This is a genomic window from Enterobacter sp. GD03975, from assembly GCF_029838645.1.
Taxonomy (GTDB): Bacteria; Pseudomonadota; Gammaproteobacteria; order Enterobacterales; family Enterobacteriaceae; genus Enterobacter; species Enterobacter quasihormaechei.
Genome location: NZ_JAOBZC010000004.1, coordinates 424,041 through 442,355 on the forward strand (window position 1 = coordinate 424,041; position 18,315 = coordinate 442,355).

General features: G+C 55.6%; 17 protein-coding genes. 6 read left to right on the forward strand and 11 right to left on the reverse strand.

The annotated features are described in order from the left end of the window. Positions 1 to 16: 16 nt before the first annotated feature. From iscS to trmJ, 3 genes are all read right to left on the reverse strand, one after another. Positions 17 to 1,231 carry a cysteine desulfurase gene (iscS, locus tag N5C09_RS10630; RefSeq protein WP_003860663.1) on the reverse strand — a complete coding sequence of 405 codons (1,215 nt, stop codon included), beginning with the start codon at positions 1,229 to 1,231 and terminating at the stop codon, positions 17 to 19. Between the two features lie 117 nt (positions 1,232 to 1,348). Further along, positions 1,349 to 1,840, reverse strand: coding sequence for a Fe-S cluster assembly transcriptional regulator IscR (gene iscR, locus N5C09_RS10635; RefSeq protein ID WP_022649018.1), 492 nt, complete (start codon positions 1,838 to 1,840; stop codon positions 1,349 to 1,351). Between the two features lie 236 nt (positions 1,841 to 2,076). After that, on the reverse strand, positions 2,077 to 2,802 hold the full coding sequence (gene trmJ / locus N5C09_RS10640; protein WP_063450562.1) for a tRNA (cytosine(32)/uridine(32)-2'-O)-methyltransferase TrmJ: 726 nt from the start codon (positions 2,800 to 2,802) through the stop codon (positions 2,077 to 2,079). A 132-nt stretch (positions 2,803 to 2,934) separates the two neighbouring features. Between trmJ and suhB the strand changes: the two genes are divergently transcribed. From suhB to N5C09_RS10655, 3 genes are all read left to right on the forward strand, one after another. Then, positions 2,935 to 3,738, forward strand: coding sequence for an inositol-1-monophosphatase (gene suhB / locus N5C09_RS10645; RefSeq protein WP_003860668.1), 804 nt, complete (start codon positions 2,935 to 2,937; stop codon positions 3,736 to 3,738). Between the two features lie 210 nt (positions 3,739 to 3,948). Beyond that, a complete protein-coding gene (gene tssD, locus N5C09_RS10650) occupies positions 3,949 to 5,934 on the forward strand; it encodes a type VI secretion system tube protein TssD (RefSeq protein ID WP_279749008.1) in 1,986 nt (661 codons plus the stop codon). Then, a complete protein-coding gene (locus N5C09_RS10655; protein WP_107533528.1) occupies positions 5,931 to 6,614 on the forward strand; it encodes a DUF2931 family protein in 684 nt (227 codons plus the stop codon). Before tssD ends, N5C09_RS10655 begins: the two co-directional genes overlap by 4 nt. Before the next feature lie 46 nt (positions 6,615 to 6,660). On the opposite strand, the gene N5C09_RS10660 is transcribed toward N5C09_RS10655, so the two are convergent. Continuing rightward, positions 6,661 to 7,641, reverse strand: a complete 981-nt coding sequence (locus N5C09_RS10660; protein WP_279749009.1) for a nickel/cobalt transporter — start codon at positions 7,639 to 7,641, stop codon at positions 6,661 to 6,663. Then, entirely contained in the window at positions 7,632 to 8,270 is a 639-nt protein-coding gene (locus N5C09_RS10665; protein WP_279749010.1) for a DUF1007 family protein, read from the reverse strand. The genes N5C09_RS10660 and N5C09_RS10665 overlap by 10 nt, the downstream gene beginning before the upstream one ends. 128 nt (positions 8,271 to 8,398) lie before the next feature. Between N5C09_RS10665 and csiE the strand changes: the two genes are divergently transcribed. Continuing rightward, the gene (gene csiE, locus N5C09_RS10670; RefSeq protein WP_063868352.1) at positions 8,399 to 9,676 is read left to right on the forward strand and encodes a stationary phase inducible protein CsiE; all 1,278 of its coding nucleotides are present in this window, start codon (positions 8,399 to 8,401) and stop codon (positions 9,674 to 9,676) included. Here the strand turns inward: csiE and N5C09_RS10675 are convergent, their stop codons facing one another. Continuing rightward, positions 9,677 to 10,816 (reverse strand): 3-phenylpropionate MFS transporter, encoded by a 1,140-nt coding sequence (locus N5C09_RS10675; protein WP_131636474.1) that lies wholly within the window; start codon positions 10,814 to 10,816, stop codon positions 9,677 to 9,679. 172 nt (positions 10,817 to 10,988) lie between these two features. Here N5C09_RS10675 and N5C09_RS10680 point away from each other — a divergent pair, with 172 nt between their 5' ends. Next, the gene (locus tag N5C09_RS10680) at positions 10,989 to 11,411 is read left to right on the forward strand and encodes a DoxX family protein (RefSeq protein WP_279749011.1); all 423 of its coding nucleotides are present in this window, start codon (positions 10,989 to 10,991) and stop codon (positions 11,409 to 11,411) included. 52 nt (positions 11,412 to 11,463) lie between these two features. Here N5C09_RS10680 and glyA read toward each other — a convergent pair whose 3' ends face one another. Continuing rightward, the gene (gene glyA, locus N5C09_RS10685; RefSeq protein WP_063867985.1) at positions 11,464 to 12,717 is read right to left on the reverse strand and encodes a serine hydroxymethyltransferase; all 1,254 of its coding nucleotides are present in this window, start codon (positions 12,715 to 12,717) and stop codon (positions 11,464 to 11,466) included. 304 nt (positions 12,718 to 13,021) lie between these two features. Between glyA and hmpA the strand changes: the two genes are divergently transcribed. Then, complete coding sequence (gene hmpA / locus N5C09_RS10690; protein WP_063867981.1) at positions 13,022 to 14,212, forward strand: NO-inducible flavohemoprotein; 1,191 nt, start codon at positions 13,022 to 13,024, stop codon at positions 14,210 to 14,212. An 80-nt stretch (positions 14,213 to 14,292) separates the two neighbouring features. Here the strand turns inward: hmpA and glnB are convergent, their stop codons facing one another. The 4 genes from glnB to qseE all read right to left on the reverse strand — a co-directional run bounded on the left by glnB (position 14,293) and on the right by qseE (position 18,228). Further along, a complete protein-coding gene (glnB, locus tag N5C09_RS10695; RefSeq protein WP_003860685.1) occupies positions 14,293 to 14,631 on the reverse strand; it encodes a nitrogen regulatory protein P-II in 339 nt (112 codons plus the stop codon). Positions 14,632 to 14,711: 80 nt separating this feature from the next. Then, entirely contained in the window at positions 14,712 to 16,049 is a 1,338-nt protein-coding gene (glrR, locus tag N5C09_RS10700) for a two-component system response regulator GlrR (protein ID WP_063450531.1), read from the reverse strand. Next, positions 16,046 to 16,798 (reverse strand): two-component system QseEF-associated lipoprotein QseG, encoded by a 753-nt coding sequence (gene qseG, locus N5C09_RS10705; protein ID WP_279749012.1) that lies wholly within the window; start codon positions 16,796 to 16,798, stop codon positions 16,046 to 16,048. The genes glrR and qseG overlap by 4 nt, the downstream gene beginning before the upstream one ends. Beyond that, complete coding sequence (gene qseE / locus N5C09_RS10710; RefSeq protein ID WP_279749027.1) at positions 16,795 to 18,228, reverse strand: two component system sensor histidine kinase QseE/GlrK; 1,434 nt, start codon at positions 18,226 to 18,228, stop codon at positions 16,795 to 16,797. The genes qseG and qseE overlap by 4 nt, the downstream gene beginning before the upstream one ends. Positions 18,229 to 18,315 lie beyond the last annotated feature (87 nt).

The window sequence follows — 18,315 nt, forward strand, 5'->3', positions numbered from 1 at the left end:
TCTCCTTATGTACCGATTAGTGATGTGACCATTCAATGCTGTTCAGGTCCACGCCCTGCTTGAACATTTCCCACAGAGGAGAAAGGTCGCGCAGACGGCCAATGGAGTTACGAACCAGCTTGATGGTGTAGTCAATCTCTTCTTCGGTAGTGAAACGACCTAAAGAGAAACGGATTGAGCTGTGTGCCAGCTCGTCAGTCATGCCCAGCGCGCGCAGCACGTAGGATGGCTCCAGGCTTGCAGACGTACAGGCAGAACCGGAAGAAACGGCCAGGTCTTTCAGCGCCATGATCAGCGATTCACCTTCAACATAGTTGAAGCTGACGTTGAGGATGTTTGGCGCGCCCTGCTCGAGATCGCCGTTCAGATACACTTCTTCCATATCTTTCACGCCGTCCCACAGACGGTTACGCAGCGTACGCAGGCGTGCCATCTCGGTTTCCATCTCTTCTTTCGCGATACGGTACGCTTCGCCCATGCCCACGATCTGGTGAACAGGCAGCGTACCGGAACGCATGCCGCGCTCATGACCGCCGCCGTGCATCTGTGCTTCGATGCGGATGCGTGGCTTACGACGAACGTACAGCGCGCCGATACCTTTCGGGCCATAGATTTTGTGGCCGGAGAAGGACATCAGGTCCACTTTCAGCTGGCTCAGATCGATAGGCAGTTTGCCCACGCTCTGGGTCGCATCCACGTGGTAGATGATGCCGCGCGCACGGCACATTTCGCCGATGGTCGCGATGTCCTGCACAACGCCGATTTCGTTGTTAACGTGCATGATGGAAACCAGAATGGTGTCGTCACGCATCGCCGCTTCGAGCTCTTTCAGGTCGATGATCCCGTTGCTCTGCGGCGCCAGGTAAGTCACCTCGAACCCTTCACGCTCCAGCTGACGGCAGGTGTCCAGCACGGCTTTATGTTCGGTTTTGCTGGTGATGATGTGCTTGCCTTTTTTCTGATAGAAGTTGGCCGCACCTTTGATCGCCAGGTTGTCGGATTCGGTCGCACCGGAGGTGAAAACAATTTCACGCGGGTCGGCGCCAACCAGGTCAGCAATCTGATTACGGGCGATATCTACCGCCTCTTCAGCATGCCAGCCAAAACGGTGTGAACGGGAAGCTGGGTTACCAAAGTTTCCGTCCAGGGTCAGACACTGCATCATTTTCTCGGCAACACGCGGGTCCACCGGCGTGGTTGCGGAGTAGTCGAGATAAATCGGTAATTTCATTGCTCTATAAACTCCGTACATCGCTTCAATGCAAGGAATCAGGCAACCGGCTGGATGTACGACCGAGTACGCGGGGTGTGACCACCCCGGCCTGATTCTGAATACTTATCTTTTTAATTACGCGCGCAGTTTGACGTCGATGGCGTCCTGCGAACGGGTGCTGCGTTGTGAATCCTGACTGTGCTGACGACCAGAAACGTCCAGAACTTCCTGGTTATTCACTAGTTCACCCAGGGTGATGTTGTTCAGGAAGCCGGTCAGACGGTCGCTCAGATCGCGCCACAGCGCGTGGGTCAGGCATTTATCGCCGCCCTGACAGCCGCCTTTACCCTGGCAACGGGTTGCGTCAACGGATTCATCCACCGCGCTAATCACTTCGCCAACCGCAATACTGCCCGCGTCTTTACCCAGCAGATAACCGCCGCCCGGGCCACGAACGCTGGACACCAGTCCATTTTTACGCAGCCTGGAGAACAGCTGTTCCAGGTAAGAGAGGGAGATCCCTTGTCGTTCAGAAATATCAGCCAACGGAACCGGGCCCGCTTCGGAGTTGAGCGCAACGTCCAGCATCGCGGTCACGGCATAACGCCCTTTAGATGTCAGTCTCATGTCTTACTTAACCTCAAACTCGCCCCTGCCCGGGGTTTTTTATTGTAAAATGGGGGTATTGCATAGCAGGGCCAAGTCTGACATTCCTGACTAAATTGGTCAACTATTTACTTGACTGTTTTAGTCAGGTATTTAACCTTCTGTGCCGTATTTTTTGCCCGGCGGCGCGGCGCTTGCACGGGCCTACGGGCTTTATAGGCCGGGTAAGCGAAGCGCGCCCCGGCGAACACACGGCACTACTCTTTATTCTTCTGTTCAATCGACGCCAGGATCCCGCGCAGGATGTTAAGCTCCTGGCTTTCCGGACGGGCGCGGGTAAACATACGGCGCAGCTTGTTCATTACCTGGCCCGGGTGGCCTTCACGGATGAAGCCGGTAGAGAGCAGCGTCTGCTCCAGGTGGCCGTAGAAACGCTCCAGGTCGTCCACCAGTGGGTAGGCCGTCTCTTCTTTAGGTTCGACCTGTTTCTCCTGCGTCGCCAGCCATGCCATGCGCACTTCGTAGGCGATTACCTGTACCGCCATCGCCAGGTTAAGCGAGCTGTATTCCGGGTTGGCGGCAATCGCCACATGGTAGTGGCACTTCTGTAGTTCCTCGTTGGTCAGGCCAACGCGTTCGCGACCAAACACCAGCGCAACCGGTGCCTGCTCCGCTTCTGAGACGCTTTTCAGGCCGCATTCGCGCGGGTCCAGCATCGGCCACGGCAGCGTACGGGAGCGCGCACTGGTGCCCACCACCAGGCTGCAACCGGCCAGGGCTTCATCCAGCGTGTCCACGATCTGCGCATTACCGATCACGTCGCTGGCACCGGCCGCCAGGGCAATAGCCTGAGAGTCTGGTTTCACCAGCGGATTAACCAGCCACAGGTTCGTTAAGCCCATGGTTTTCATAGCGCGGGCCACAGAGCCCATGTTGCCGGTGTGCGATGTTTCGACCAGCACGATTCGAATGTTTTGCAGCATAATTTTTAGATGTCTGGGTTCAGTGTCTGAAGAATATTCGGGCATATTATCATAAACGAGAGACATAATCCGATCCCGCTGCTATACTCTGCGCCGATTTTCCTGTTCTTTAACATCCAGTGAGAGAGACCGATGCATCCGATGCTGACCATCGCCGTGCGCGCAGCGCGCAAGGCGGGTAATGTAATTGCCAAACACTACGAAACTCCAGACTCCGTAGAAACCAGCCAGAAAGGCAGCAATGATTTCGTGACTAACGTCGATAAAGCCGCAGAAGCGATTATTATCGAAACGATCCGCAAATCTTACCCGCAGCACACCATCATCACCGAAGAAAGCGGTGAACATGAAGGTACCGATCAGGATGTTCAATGGGTTATCGATCCACTGGATGGCACCACCAACTTCGTTAAACGCCTGCCACACTTCTCAGTTTCTATCGCAGTACGTATCAAAGGCCGTACTGAAGTCGCCGTTGTCTACGATCCAATGCGTAACGAACTGTTCACCGCTACCCGCGGCCAGGGCGCGCAGCTGAACGGCTACCGTCTGCGTTGCAGCAATGCACGCGATCTGGACGGCACCATTCTGGCGACCGGCTTCCCGTTCAAGGCGAAGCAGCACGCAACCACCTATATGAATATCCTGGGCAAACTGTTCACCGAATGCGCGGACTTCCGTCGCACCGGCTCTGCTGCACTGGATCTGGCCTACGTGGCGACCGGACGCGTTGACGGTTACTTCGAGCTGTCCCTGAAGCCGTGGGACTTTGCAGCGGGCGAATTGATCGCACGTGAAGCAGGCGCCATCGTGTGCGACTTCACCGGCGGCCATAACTATATGTCTACCGGCAACATCGTTGCAGGTAACCCGCGCGTCGTTAAAGCCATGCTGGCAAACATGCGTGATGAACTGAGTGATGCGCTGAAGCGTTAAGCCCGGTAACTGCCCCCAGCGGTTATTTCTTCCGTACTGTCTGTGCGTATATAAATCCCCGACGTTCAACATCGGGGATTTTTTATTAGTGGTTCTTTTACCCCTAAATAAACGTCAGTATTTTCTCTGTAATTTGATTTATAGCAGATTGCCTTTTCAATTTTATCATTACGATACTTCCTGACTAAGCGCCTCACTCAGGAAAAATAAATGAGCAACCTTATTTATTTAACGCTTGAGGGCGATATTCAGGGAAGGATTTCTGCTGACTGTGGTTCTCAGGCTTCAGTCGGCAACCGATATCAGCTGGGGCATGAAGATGAAATCTTTGTTTTCAGCCTGAAGCAGGAGGCGGGCGGTATCGGTGGCCGGCTTCACCATCGCGGACTGCAATTCTGTAAGCTCCTGGATAAAAGCTCTCCGTTAATGAGTAACGCCATTAATAACAATGAACGTCTCAAGCTTACGTTTAATATTTACCGCACCAATCGGTACGGCCAAATGGAGAAGTATTATCTTATCGAATTACGTGGTGCAACAATACGGTCCATTCACCTGAATTACAGGATGAATGATATGGACTATGAATACATCTCGGTTGATTATGATTATATTCTGAGTCGCCATCTTATTGCCGGTACCGAATTTGATTATCTGCTGACGCCTGAAAATTATAACCGTCTCTTTCCGGTGGTGCAGAAGACAGTCCTCCCCGAAGAGCGACCTGAACGTAAGGTGACGCTGGTGCTGGGGATATTCTTTGACGGCACTGGCAATAACGCGGTGAACACCCGGAACATGCTTGAGGCTCTGACGGCGCAGCACTTTGATATCAACAGCCCGGATGCGGCAACCATTCTCGCCAGAAATGCATCGGAGAAGATGGGGATAAGTGGGATCGGGGCGGGGAGCTATCTGGGATATTATACAAACATTTATTGGTTGAATGAGTTGTATGAGAAAAAATTTCCGCCAGACAGTCACTACATACAAGATGTTATCTATGTCGAGGGTATTGGTACCCGGGCAGGTGAACCCGACAACCCGATAGGTCTGGGACTGGGCACAGCAGAGACCGGAATTATTGCCAAAACTGACGATGCGGTGACACAACTGGAAGTCGGGATAAAGAAAGCGCTTTCTCAATTAAACGGTAAGTTTGTTGTCGATACCCTGCTGTTTGATATCTTCGGTTTCAGCCGAGGTGCGGCGGCGGCCCGTCATTTCGCCAACCGTGTCCAGGCGGAAGACCGCGCCATAATCGAAACAATCTCGGCTGGGATGAAAGAATATAATTATCGCGGCGCACCAGCGGGTAAAACCCGCTTCCTCGGTATCATGGACACCGTGGCGGCCGTCGGTACGGTAATGAATGGCCTCAATCCACACAGCGCCGACACCGGAAATGTCAACATCCGCCTGCGTCCCGGCGTGGCGGGAAAAGTATTTCACATCATCGCCCAACACGAGTGTCGCTTTAACTTCGCACTTAATAGCGTTGCCCCTGCCTGGCCGGAACTTACACTTCCCGGCGCCCATTCCGATATAGGCGGCGGCTATCTGCCTCAGTTGCGGGAAGACCTCTTTCTTACTAGACCGTTAGTGGAAACCCTGCCACACAACCAGCCCGGCACACAGTCGCACGTTTACCAGCAGACGATGGCGCAGCTGCGCGTGCTGGAGCGTTCACCGGTTGTCATGCCCGTCATTCGAACCAATGCTATCACCCCGGACGTATGGGAAGATGATTTCGCCCCGCCTGACCGCTACAGCCAGCCGCAGAAACGGATCTTTTCCGCTCTGACGCTACGCCATCGGACGGTCCTTTTTGACTGGTCAAAGGTGGCGCTGCGGGTAATGGTCGATGCGACAGTAGAGGCAGGAGCGTTATTTACTGACGTAGACAGCATCAGAACGCACGCCTTACCTGATGAACTGAGGCCGTTGTGCGATTACGCACGATTAATGGGTAAAGCAGCCCGTCAGCACAGAAGCGTAAACGGCTTCACACCCGACGAGGTGGATATAATTACCCGGAAATATATCCACTGTTCAGCCCACTGGAATGCAGTGGAGCTTAAACAGTCCGGTGAAATACAGGGTGGCGCTTCAGCGTGCGAAACCGTCGGCTTTGTTAATCGGCCAGATGAAAACTGGATAAGAACGATTTACAACATGGATGGAAAAAAACGATGAAAACACATAACGCACTGACAATTCTACTGCTGCTGGCAATGACGGGCTGCAACCCGCACAAGCCTCATCCTTTACAATCAAAACAGGCCGCCAGTGGTGACTGGATTCTGCCTTATGGCGAATGGAGTTTTTCTTTTATCACGCCCTACGAGCTGCCAGCAAAAGCGCTTCATGCCCGGGTGATCGACACGGATGGTTACTTGTATACCTTTAATACCCTTGACTCCACTTCTCGCGATTCCGAATCCGTGGGCAAATGGACTGATGTGGCCTATGGAGGTAGTGTCAATTTCAACAAAGTCAAAAAGCCCCCTCAGTACATTGTCTTCTGCTGGGAGTCCTACATTGACCAGCAAACCTATGAAACCAGCGCCGTGTTCGGACCGGACACCTGGCTGCGCATGAAAACCCCTGCCGATCATACCTATCGATCTGGCGCTCCCGTCTGGTACGACAATATGACCTTCGGCCTGTCCCCCGGCGGCAAAGTCAAGGTCTGGCTTCCGGATGTCGCCGGACGCCCCAGCCTGCCCCTCAAACCGTTGAAGATGTGGACTCACGCCGGCAAGGACCTGACTCTTTGCAAAGACTATGTTGTTCCCGGCGGTACGTTTAACGTCATCAAGTCAACGCAGGATTTCATTAAAGGCAAAACTTACCCCTACGGTAATTGGGATTAACAATAAGAGACAGCTCCGTGGCAGAGGGGAAGCAGACCGCACGCTGTTAAAAAGGCCGCAGCCCCCTTCCCACCGGCACCGCGCTCATCCACATCGTGACCGCAGCCACCAGCAGAATCAACCCGCCCGCCAGCGCAAGCGTCGTCCAGCCAACCTGTCGCCACAGCACCGGCGTTTTATTGCCGCTGAGTTTTACCGCCAGCTGACGGAAGCTGTGCACCAGCAACGCTAACGAAGAGATAGTCAGAGACGTTCCCGCCGCCATCGCCAGCGCCGAGAGCATACCCCAGCCAAATACCCCAATCACTTTGCTGAACAACAGCACCATGATCGCTCCCGAGCACGGGCGCATCCCCATAGAGAGCACAATCATCAGGCGCGCGCGCCAGTCGTCGCCGCTCTGTAATTGCGCCTGCGTCGGCAGATGCTGATGCCCACATCCGCAGTTTTCATGGTGAACGTGATGCGGCGTAAAGGCTTTGAATTTCGGTTTTTGCAGCAACGCGCGCAACTTTTTCAGCGCCCGCCAGCAGAGGATCAGCCCCAGCAAGCCCACCAGCGCGTAACTCCCCTTCTCCAGCCAGAAGCTGCTCATATGCAGCTGACGGGCCGGCAGCTGCAACAGCGAAAGGACTATCACCACGAGCGCAATCGCCACAACGCCCTGAAGTAAAGAGGACGCCAGCGTCAGGCCAATGCTCGATTTCAGCTTCGACGGATGGGTGGCAAGCCAGGTGGTGATGACGATTTTGCCGTGCCCCGGCCCCAGCGCGTGCAGCACGCCATAGATAAAGCTGAACGCCAGCAGGGAACCGCCCGCTTTGGTCGGGTTCTCCGCCACCGCCTTCAGCAGCCCGCTCATCTGCTGGTTGACTTCACGCTGCCAGATAATGCTTTTCATCATCACCTGCGGCCAGGCCTGCCACAGCCAGAGCGCGCCGCAGACGGCTAACAGTAAAAAGAGCGCCAGAGGCCAGAGGTGCAGCCAGCGACGCGGCTTGCTGACGGGAGAGGAGATCACTGACATTGCAACGTCACCTCCTGCGCAAACTGTTTTCCTAATTCCATGTCTTCTGGGGGCGCATCTTCTTTATCAAGGGAAACGGCAAAATTCAGCGTCTCTTCGCTGGGCGTCGGCGTGTGCACGGCAATTTTGCAGTTTTTTTGCAAATTTTCCGGCAGCTGCACGTCGCTGTCCTGGGCGTAATGCACATCGACGTAGTAGGTTGGATCAAACGTAGAGAACGTGTACTTCTGCCCTGCCAGCGGCTGAGGGTGCGCCAGCGGAAGGATAAACGTCAGCACCGCCTGATGACCGTCGCGGGTCATGCCGTACTCCGTGGGACGATTAAGAAACTTTACCTTTTGTCCGTTGTGCCAGAACTCGGTGAAGTAGTGCTGACCCAGCACGTTGGCCATCACTTCTGCCGCCAGCTTTTTCCAGATCTCGTCGCCGGGCTTTGCGTTTCCGGCATCGTACAGCAGATCGGCGGAGGTGATTTCATCCATCGTCCAGCGCATTTTCAGGCCGCTGAGCTGCGTGCCGTCCGTCACCAGCTCGGTTTTCAGGCTGATAAAACTGTGAGGATGGGCGCCGGCGGCGAAAGTGAAAACCGCCAAAAATAACGCTACCGCGCTTTGTTTAACTATTTGCATCTGTTCCTCACGTCAAAAATTCTGTGATGTTCGCCAGCAATCCTGAGTGAAAGGCCTGCCGGCGCGCTTTTCAGCGCCCATCCTTTAGCTATTCTTATCAAACATTCACACTGGATACCCGACAGATGATGATGACGACGCTTGAAATTCCATCTGTGCTTTCCAGTTCGCAGCGCCGCTGCCAGGTGCTTTTGATGCTTTACCTGCCCGATGCTGCCGTCACCGCACAGAGCATAATCGCTGCCAACGGCGTGGACGACGCCCTGGCACGGCAAGATATAGCCGAGACGCGCGATGAAATCCAGCGCTATCATCGGCTTGATATCGTCACGCACCTTGATGGCTGCTACCGAATTGAGGGTTCCGCCCTGAACCAGCGCTTGTGCCTGCTGCACTGGCTGCGCAGGGCGCTCCGGCTGTGTCCGCATTTTGTCTCGCAACAGTTTACCCCGGCCTTAAAAACCGCGCTTAAACAGCACGGTATCGCGCGTCCTCTTTATGACGATGCGAATCTTCGGGCGCTTATCAGCTTTTGTTCGCGCAAGCTTCAGCGCCAGTTTGAGGCCCGCGACGTGCAGTTTTTACAGCTCTATCTGCAATACTGTCTGATTCAGCATCATCTGGGCAATACGCCACAGTTTTCTCCCGTTCAGCGCAGCTGGACGCAGTCGAGAGGGGAGTACTTTACGGCGCAGGAAATTGTCCGCCACTGGAAACGGCGCGTTCCACAGGGCACGCACGGCGATGAACAGCTGTTTCTGGCGCTGCTGTTTATGATGCTCCGCACACCCGATCCGGTGCTGGATAAACATCAGCAGGATCAGCGCCTGCGTCGCGCCATCGTGCGTATGATTGCCCGTTTCCGGGCGCAAACCGGCATGAACTTCAGCGATGAGCAAGGGCTGACCGATCAGCTTTATGTTCATCTGGCTCAGGCGCTGGACCGCTCCTTATTTGACATTGGCATCGACAACAGCCTGCCGGAAGAGATCCACCGCCTTTACCCCCGGCTGCTGCGCACCACCAAAGAGGCGCTGTCTGAGCTGGAAGCCGAATTTGGCCTGCGATTCTCCGGTGAAGAGAGGGCTCTGGTGGCGGTGATTTTCGGTGCCTGGCTGATGCAGGAAACCGATCTGCATGAAAAACAGGTGGTGCTGTTAACGGGGGAAGATAAAGCCTGTGAGGAACTGATTGAGCAGCAGCTTCGCGAACTGACGCTGCTGCCGCTCAATATTCGATATCTCAGCCTGGAAGCGTTTAAGAAAGAGGGCGCTCCTCGCGAGGCAGCGCTGGTCATTACTCCCTATCCAACCGCCCTGCCGTTGTTCTCGCCGCCGCTCATTCATGCCGTTGAGACCCTGAATTCGCAGCAGCAGGAACATATTCGCGTTATGCTCGAATCATAGTCACGCGCGAGCAGCCACCTTCGGGCGGATGACGATGGCCGGTAAGGCCACCAGCGCCATCACCCAGAACACCCCGTGCCCGAGATGCTGATAGAGGAAACCGGCGAAGACGGTCATCACGGCGATACTGCCCCCCATCGCCACCGCTGAATAGACCGCCTGGAGACGAATAACGTCCCCGCCCTCTCGCGCCGCGATGTAGCGCATCGCCGCCAGATGGCACACGGTGAAGGTTCCGCAGTGCAGAATTTGCGCCACAATCAGCCACGGCAGCTCCGTCGTCCAGCCCATGATGCCCCAGCGCGCCACGCCGCAGACGGCGGAAAGCAGCAGCAGATCCCGCGCACCGAAACGGCTGAACAGTTTTTTGCTGAGCGCAAAGATAATCACTTCAGCCACTACGCCAAGCGACCATAAATAGCCGACGGCGGAGGCGGAATATCCCGCGCCCTGCCAGTAGATGGCGCTGAAGCCGTAATAGGCCGCATGCGCGCCCTGAAGCAGGCAGACGCAGGCCAGAAAACGCCAGCTTTGCGCCACCAGGCTTCGCCAGGCGGGCCAGCCCGCGCTTTCCTGATGACGGCTTTCCCCTTGCGGCATTACCGACGGGCGCAGCAGCATCCCCAGAAGCATGGAGGCGATCCCGATACTCAGCAACGCCAGGATCGCGCGGTAATCGTAGAGGCTGACCAGTTTGCCCACCAGCGCAGAGCCGATGACGAAGGCAATCGATCCCCACAGGCGCACGCGGCCATAGTCCATGGTGATCTGCTTTTGCCAGGTGTTCGCCAGCGCATCCGTCAGCGGCACCAGCGGGGAGAAAAACAGGTTAAAGCCAACCATCACCACCATCAGCCAGGCAAACTGGTGGCTGACCCAGAAACAGGCCGCGAAGACCAGCGTCAGCAGGGCCAGAATGCGCACCGCTTTAATCAGTAAGGAGGGATCGCTGACGCGGGGGGCAATCAGCAAGCTACCGAGGAAACGCGCCACCAGCCCTGCGCCCAGCAGGATACCGATGGTTTCAGGCGTCAGACCAATTCCCTTGAGCCAGACGCTCCAGAAAGGCAAAAAAATACCGTAGCTAAAGAAATAGGTGAAATAGCTGAGCGCCAGCCAGCGCGTGGAATGCAAGACCATGAATCCCTCCCGAAATGGAGGCGATAGTCTGGCGTTTATCCTGTACTTTAGCAAGTCGTTAGCGCGCTATAAATTTACGAAAAATTAACATCATGAACAGCCGGTCGGCGTATGGCGAGAGCGGTAAAACTGTATTACGTTTAAAGGACATCGCCTGAAGAGGTCGTTTGCCATGAACAGCTTACGTTATTTTGATTTCGGCTCCTCCCGTTCGCTCCTGCTTTTAATTGCCCGCATTGCCATCGTGGTTCTGTTTATTATTTTCGGTTATCCAAAGCTGACGGGGTTTAGCGGCACCGTTCAGTATATGACGTCGCTCGGTGCGCCCATGCCCATGCTGGCGGCCATTATTGCCGTCGTGATGGAGATTCCCGCCGCTATATTGATTGTGCTTGGCTTTTTCACCCGCCCTCTTGCGGTCATCTTTGTCTTCTATACGCTGGGGACGGCGGTAATTGGTCATCACTACTGGAATATGACCGGGGATGCGGTCCTGCCCAATATGATTAACTTCTACAAAAATGTGAGTATCGCGGGCGCCTTTATTTTGCTGGCGATTACAGGGCCGGGGGCCATCTCCCTCGACCGACGTTAGCCCACAAAAAAGGCCGCATAAGCGGCCTTTTTCAGTTCTGCAACGCAGAGGATTAAGCGTACACCGGGAAGCGTGCGCAGATCTCCAGAACTTTACCCTTAACGCGCTCGATAACCGCCTCGTCATTGATGTTGTCCAGAACGTCACACATCCAGCCCGCCAGCTCTTTCACTTCCGCTTCTTTAAAGCCGCGACGCGTCACGGCCGGAGAACCGATACGGATACCGGAAGTCACGAACGGGCTCTTCGGATCGTTTGGCACGCTGTTTTTGTTCACGGTGATGTTGGCGCGGCCCAGGGCAGCGTCAGCTTCTTTACCGGTCAGGTTCTTATCAACCAGGTCCAGCAGGAACAGGTGGTTTTCCGTCCCGCCAGAAACCACTTTGTAGCCACGGTTCAGGAACACTTCCACCATCGCTTTAGCGTTCTTAGCAACCTGCTGCTGATACACCTTGAACTCTGGCTCCATCGCTTCTTTCAGCGCCACCGCTTTTGCCGCGATAACGTGCATCAGCGGGCCGCCCTGCGCGCTTGGGAACACGGCAGAGTTCAGCTTTTTGTACAGCTCTTCGTCACCGCCTTTCGCCAGGATCAGGCCACCGCGTGGACCCGCCAGGGTTTTATGGGTGGTGGTGGTCACAACGTGAGCGTGTGGAACCGGGTTCGGATAAACGCCTGCGGCAATCAGGCCGGCAACGTGCGCCATGTCGACAAACAGGTACGCGCCGATGCTGTCTGCGATTTCACGCATTTTGGCCCAGTCAACGATGCCGGAGTAAGCAGAGAAACCACCGATGATCATCTTCGGCTTGTGCTCTTTAGCCTGCTTCGCCATGTCTTCGTAGTCAATTTTACCGGACTCATCAATACCGTAAGGAATGATGTTGTACAGTTTACCGGAGAAGTTAACCGGGGAGCCGTGAGTCAGGTGGCCGCCCTGTGCCAGGTTCATACCCAGAACGGTATCGCCCGGCTGCAACAGCGCGGTGTAAACAGCGAAGTTAGCCTGAGAGCCAGAGTGCGGCTGGACGTTTGCGTAGTCAGCGCCAAAGAGTGCTTTCGCACGGTCAATTGCCAGCTGCTCAACGATATCAACGTACTCGCAGCCGCCGTAGTAGCGCTTGCCCGGGTAACCTTCAGCATATTTGTTGGTCAGCTGAGAGCCCTGCGCCTGCATAACGCGCGGACTGGTGTAGTTTTCGGAGGCGATCAGTTCGATGTGCTCTTCCTGACGTACTTTTTCCTGCTCCATAGCCTGCCACAGTTCGGCATCATAATCGGCAATGTTCATTTCACGCTTTAACATCCGCATCTCCTGACTCAGCTAACAAGTAAATTTTTGGCCTGAAAAGGCAGTCCTGTTGGACGACGGGCAACAGTATAACTGAATAGTTCTGCGATAACAGGTCTTGACAAACGATTTTACGCAAACGTTTACCTTCACGCCACGCAAGGGTTTGAGCGATAAAGCTCTCGCCATTTTCAACGGATTTCTTTTCAGCTTTGTGATGCATATTTTTCACGATGCAAAGAACCATTTACATTGCATGGGTATTTTTATAAGATGCATCTAAAATACATCATTAAAGTAACATCAGAAGGAAGCTGCTATGCTCGACGCTCAAACCATCGCTACCGTGAAGGCGACGATCCCCCTGCTGGTTGAAACGGGTCCTAAGCTGACCGCCCATTTCTACGATCGCATGTTCGCGCATAACCCGGAACTCAAAGAAATTTTTAACATGAGCAACCAGCGTAACGGCGATCAGCGTGAAGCGCTGTTTAACGCTATCGCCGCCTATGCCAGCAACATCGAAAACCTGCCGGCTCTTCTGCCTGCGGTGGAAAAAATTGCCCAGAAGCACACCAGCTTCCAGATCAAACCTGAACAGTACAACATCGTCGGCAGCCACCTGCTGGCCACGCTGGACGAAATGTTCAGCCCGGGCCAGGAGGTGCTGGACGCGTGGGGTAAAGCCTACGGCGTGCTGGCAAACGTGTTTATCAACCGTGAAGCGCAGATCTACAGCGAAAACGCCAGCAAGAGCGGCGGCTGGGAAGGCACTCGTGCCTTCCGTATCGTTGAGAAAACCCCGCGCAGCGCGCTTATCACCAGTTTTGAATTTGAGCCGGTTGACGGCCAGCCGGTGGCGGATTATCAGCCTGGGCAGTATCTGGGCGTCTGGCTGAAGCCGGAAGGTTTCCCGCATCAGGAGATCCGCCAGTACTCCCTGACCCGCAAGCCAAACGGCAAAGGCTATCGCATTGCGGTTAAACGTGAGGAAGGCGGTCAGGTATCGACCTGGCTGCATAACGTCGCTAACGTGGGCGATATCGTTCATCTGGCCGCGCCGGCGGGTGACTTCTTTATGGCGGTGGAACCCGGCACGCCGGTGACGCTGATCTCCGCGGGCGTGGGTCAAACGCCAATGCTGGCGATGCTGGATACGCTGGCAAAATCCAGCCACAGCGCGCAGGTCAACTGGTTCCACGCGGCCGAAAACGGTGATGTCCACGCCTTCGCGGATGAAGTGAAAACGCTGGCGGCCAGTCTGCCGCATTTTACCGCGCATACCTGGTACCGTTTGCCAACGGAAGCAGACCGCGCAGCGGCACGTTTTGACAGCGAAGGGCTGATGAATTTAGGGCAGCATGAAGGGGCGTTCAGCGCACCGGGAATGCAGTTCTACGTTTGCGGACCGGTGGCGTTTATGCAGTATGCCGCGAAGCAGCTGGTAGACCTGGGTGTGGACAAGGACAACATTCATTACGAATGCTTCGGCCCGCATAAGGTGCTGTAATCGCCCGGCGGCGCTTCGCTTGTACGGGCCTACGAAGGGTTTTGTAGGCCGGGTAAGCGCAGCGCCACCCGGCAAGCGTGTTAAATCGCCGCGTCGTCTTCTTCGCCGGTACGGATACGGATCACGCGCGCCACGTCAAAGACGAAGATTTTCCCGTCGCCAATTTTGCCGGTCTGTGCCGTACGGATAATGGTATCCACACAGGTATCGACGATGTCATCGCTCACCACGATCTCGATTTTCACCTTCGGCAGAAAGTCCACCATGTACTCTGCGCCACGGTACAGCTCGGTGTGGCCCTTCTGACGACCAAAACCTTTCACTTCAGTTACGGTCATCCCGGTGATGCCCACTTCAGCCAGCGCTTCACGTACATCATCCAGTTTGAAAGGTTTAATAATCGCATCAATTTTTTTCATGGTCGGTCCTTAAACTCTTGCCTGTAAGCTGCCTCGTAATCGGTTGCTCACAGTATCATATTCAGGCGGATTTTGCGGTACTACTCTTTAAAATCGTTCGCTTCCAGCTCGTGGCGTGAGAGGAGTTTATAGAACTCGGTACGGTTACGCCCGGCCATGCGCGCCGCGTGGGTCACGTTGCCTTTGGTGATTTGCAGCAGCTTGCGCAGATAGTTCAGCTCGAACTGATTTCGCGCTTCCGCAAACGTCGGTAAGGCCGTGTTTTCCCCTTCCAGCGCCTGCTCCACCAGCGCATCGCTGATCACGGGCGATGAGGTCAGCGCCACGCACTGCTCAATCACGTTCACCAGCTGACGCACGTTGCCCGGCCAGCTTGCCGTCATCAGGCGCTTCATCGCATCGGTGGAGAACGCGCGCACAAACGGTTTGTGGCGGTCTGCGGCCTGGCGCAAAAGATGGTTTGCCAGCAGCGGAATATCTTCCGCCCGCTCGGCCAGCGCCGGAATTTTCAGGTTGACGACATTCAGTCGATAGTAGAGATCTTCGCGGAACTCGTTGCGCGCCATCGCCTTGGGTAAATCACGGTGGGTGGCGGAAATAATGCGCACGTTGATGTCGATATCGCGGTTGCTGCCGAGCGGACGCACTTTTCGCTCCTGCAACACGCGCAGCAGTTTGACCTGCAACGGCGCGGGCATATCGCCAATTTCATCGAGAAACAGCGTGCCGCCCTCAGCCGCCTGGAATAGCCCTTCACGGCTGCTCACCGCGCCGGTAAAGGCGCCGCGGGCGTGACCAAAGAGCTCAGACTCAAGCAGCTGTTCCGGCAACGCGCCACAGTTGATGGCGATAAAAGCATTTTTACTGCGCGGGCTGGCGTTGTGGATCGCCTGGGCGAGGATCTCTTTCCCGGTCCCGCTCTGGCCGTTGATTAGCACGCTAACGTCTGATTGCGCCACCATCCGCGCCTGTTCCAGCAGGCGCAGCATAACCGGGCTTCGCGTTACGATGGATTCACGCCAGGCGTCGTCGCCGGAGGGCGCCGCGTGCTCAAGGGCGCTGTCGATCGCTTTGTAGAGGGCGTCTTTGTCCACCGGTTTGGTGAGGAAGCTGAACACGCCCTGCTGCGTCGCGGCCACCGCATCCGGAATGGATCCGTGTGCGGTGAGGATAATCACCGGCATCCCGGGCTGCTGCTTCTGGATCTCCGCGAACAGTTGCAGGCCGTCCATTTCATCCATGCGTAAATCGCTGATCACCAGATCGATTTTCTCGCGGCTGAGCACTTTCAGCCCCTCCTGCCCGCTTTCAGCGGTGACCACGCTGTAGCCTTCGCTGACCAGACGCATCCCCAACAGCTTTAATAAACCGGGATCGTCATCCACCAGTAACAGATGGGCAGGTTTACGGCTTGTCATGGCTTCACATCCTCTTGTTTCGGCGTCTCACCGTCTGGCGTCGTGGCAGAGTTGCCTTTCGACCCGTCGGGCAGATAGCTGCCTGCCGGCTTACGCGTCGAGAGCTGTCTCTCGATATCGGTCAGATTTTCAAGCTTGCGCGTGGTGGTATCAAGCTGCTCGCGCAGCGACTCCTGCTGCTGGCGCAGCGCATCAAGCTCGCTGTCGCTCGACTGCTGCAATTTGCTGTAGCGGAAACGCTCTTCAGACAGCTGTAATTGCAGGGTTTGTCCGTCCCGCCAGAGCTGATAGACCGGGCGCACCTGCGAGGGAATATTGATTACGTAAGTATCGAGCCGCGTCACGTTGGCGCGGCGTTCGACAGGGGTGATCCTGGCATCGGCCATTACGATCCCACGTTTAAACGCGTCCTGCCAGGTGTCGTCCACCAGCATCGCCGCCTGCGCACGGGCCTCGGCGGGGGCCAGACGCTGGGCGCAGTCTATTCCCCGCAGCCAGAACAGCGGGTTGGATTCGACATCGTGTCCCGACAGGCTCCAGATATCATCGCAACGTGTTGAAAGGAAGTCGGCCAGCTGTTTTTGCGGCCATTTATCTTCCTGTTTGTGGCTAATTGCACTTTTTGGTGCATGGGTGACACAGCCTGCCAGCAGCAGGCAGGGCAGGCTCAGGCGCACATTTTTGCTGGAAAACACCGCGCGCAGTGCGCGATAAAGGACGTGTGACATACTCACCAGGTTGTTATTCATTTCATTGATTTTTCCGGCTCAAGAGGCAGTTCGATACGAAAACAGACATCGGCGCATTCATCACTCACGATGTTAAGCTCACCCTGCATGCGTCGTATGCAGTCGCGGGCAATGCTCAGCCCCAGACCACTTCCTTTTACCGCACCTTTTCGCTGATGACTCCCCTGGAAGAAGGGTTCAAAGATCATCGTTTTTTCATCATCCGGAATCGGGCTTCCCGTATTCGCTACGTCAATAAATACCCGCGAACCGTTGTTATTGCTTCTGATATAAATGGTACCGGATTCAGTACCATAGTGCACCGCATTGGAATAAAGATTATCCAGCACGCTCATTAACAGCATCGGTTCTGCAAGACAGGCTGGCGCATTGAGATCCACCTGGGTATGCATCATTTTAGCTCTTGCTGGCAGGCTATGGGCGGAGATAACCATATCCACCAGCGGTTCTATTTCAACGCTCTCGAGCACCACAGCACCATCCGCCAGCTTGCGGTTATAGTCCAGCAATTGTTCGATAAGTTTCTGTAAATTGCGGCTGCTGGCATCCAGGATCGCCACGATCTCTTTTTGCTCAGGCGTTAACGGCCCCGCCACTTCGTCGGCCAGCAGCTCCGTGCCTTCACGCATGCTGGCCAGGGGTGTTTTGAGTTCGTGTGAGATATGGCGCAGAAACTGGTGACGCTGGGATTCCAGCCACGCCAGACGCTCTGAGAGCCAGATAATGCGCTGGCCGACCGAGCGCAGCTCGCGCGGGCCTTTAAAAACGACGGTATCCCCGAGGGATTTGCCCTCTCCCAGGCGGTTAATCATCCGCTGGATCCCCTTCACGGGGCCGATGATCATGCGGGTAAAGAGCAGCACCAGCCCCAGGCTGACCAGAAACAGCACCAGCGCCTGCCAGCCAAAGAACTGGCCGCGCTCGGCAATCTCCTGCTGGAGCTGCTGCCCGCGGGAAAAGATTACCGTACGGGTGGACTGAACCATCTCCGTGTTGGCATTCGCGAAGGCTTCAAGCCGTGCAGCGGCGGCGGCATCAGGACCGCTGTTTTTGCACTGGAGCTGCGCTAGATCGTTCAGATCCTGACGCAGCGCCTGATAGAGTTTGTCATCCGGCAGCACCCCGGCATGGGCGTCCAGCATTTCGCTGTAGCGTTTACGCTGATTCTGATACACCCTTTCCAGCGTGCGGTCGTCCAGCACGCAGTACTGGCGATAGCTACGCTCCATCTCCAGCGCGGCGTTGGTCATCGCCTCGCTACGGCGGGCATCAATAAGCGTGGTGCGGTTAGTCAGCGCCGCCTGGGCACTTAACGCGTTCAGGCTTTGCCAGGCCTGCCAGGCCAGAACCAGCAAAGGTAGCAGGATCAGCAGGAAGGCCATCATAACGAGCTGTCGCAGGGAGCGAGGGAAAGCGGGCCAGCGTTTCAACACATTACTCTCTTCATCCGGGTTTGAGGAGAGCGTAACTGAGTCTGCCCTTCAGATACAACAAAGCCGGGTAAAAACCCGGCTTTG

What these genes read in the sequence shown, in the direction of transcription:
- iscS (WP_003860663.1), bottom strand. Translation starts at nt 1,231, where the DNA reads ATGAAATTACCGATTTATCTCGACTACTCCGCAACCACGCCGGTGGAC.
- iscR (WP_022649018.1), bottom strand. Translation starts at nt 1,840, where the DNA reads ATGAGACTGACATCTAAAGGGCGTTATGCCGTGACCGCGATGCTGGAC.
- trmJ (WP_063450562.1), bottom strand. Translation starts at nt 2,802, where the DNA reads ATGCTGCAAAACATTCGAATCGTGCTGGTCGAAACATCGCACACCGGC.
- suhB (WP_003860668.1), top strand. Translation starts at nt 2,935, where the DNA reads ATGCATCCGATGCTGACCATCGCCGTGCGCGCAGCGCGCAAGGCGGGT.
- tssD (WP_279749008.1), top strand. Translation starts at nt 3,949, where the DNA reads ATGAGCAACCTTATTTATTTAACGCTTGAGGGCGATATTCAGGGAAGG.
- N5C09_RS10655 (WP_107533528.1), top strand. Translation starts at nt 5,931, where the DNA reads ATGAAAACACATAACGCACTGACAATTCTACTGCTGCTGGCAATGACG.
- N5C09_RS10660 (WP_279749009.1), bottom strand. Translation starts at nt 7,641, where the DNA reads ATGTCAGTGATCTCCTCTCCCGTCAGCAAGCCGCGTCGCTGGCTGCAC.
- N5C09_RS10665 (WP_279749010.1), bottom strand. Translation starts at nt 8,270, where the DNA reads ATGCAAATAGTTAAACAAAGCGCGGTAGCGTTATTTTTGGCGGTTTTC.
- csiE (WP_063868352.1), top strand. Translation starts at nt 8,399, where the DNA reads ATGATGACGACGCTTGAAATTCCATCTGTGCTTTCCAGTTCGCAGCGC.
- N5C09_RS10675 (WP_131636474.1), bottom strand. Translation starts at nt 10,816, where the DNA reads ATGGTCTTGCATTCCACGCGCTGGCTGGCGCTCAGCTATTTCACCTAT.
- N5C09_RS10680 (WP_279749011.1), top strand. Translation starts at nt 10,989, where the DNA reads ATGAACAGCTTACGTTATTTTGATTTCGGCTCCTCCCGTTCGCTCCTG.
- glyA (WP_063867985.1), bottom strand. Translation starts at nt 12,717, where the DNA reads ATGTTAAAGCGTGAAATGAACATTGCCGATTATGATGCCGAACTGTGG.
- hmpA (WP_063867981.1), top strand. Translation starts at nt 13,022, where the DNA reads ATGCTCGACGCTCAAACCATCGCTACCGTGAAGGCGACGATCCCCCTG.
- glnB (WP_003860685.1), bottom strand. Translation starts at nt 14,631, where the DNA reads ATGAAAAAAATTGATGCGATTATTAAACCTTTCAAACTGGATGATGTA.
- glrR (WP_063450531.1), bottom strand. Translation starts at nt 16,049, where the DNA reads ATGACAAGCCGTAAACCTGCCCATCTGTTACTGGTGGATGACGATCCC.
- qseG (WP_279749012.1), bottom strand. Translation starts at nt 16,798, where the DNA reads ATGAATAACAACCTGGTGAGTATGTCACACGTCCTTTATCGCGCACTG.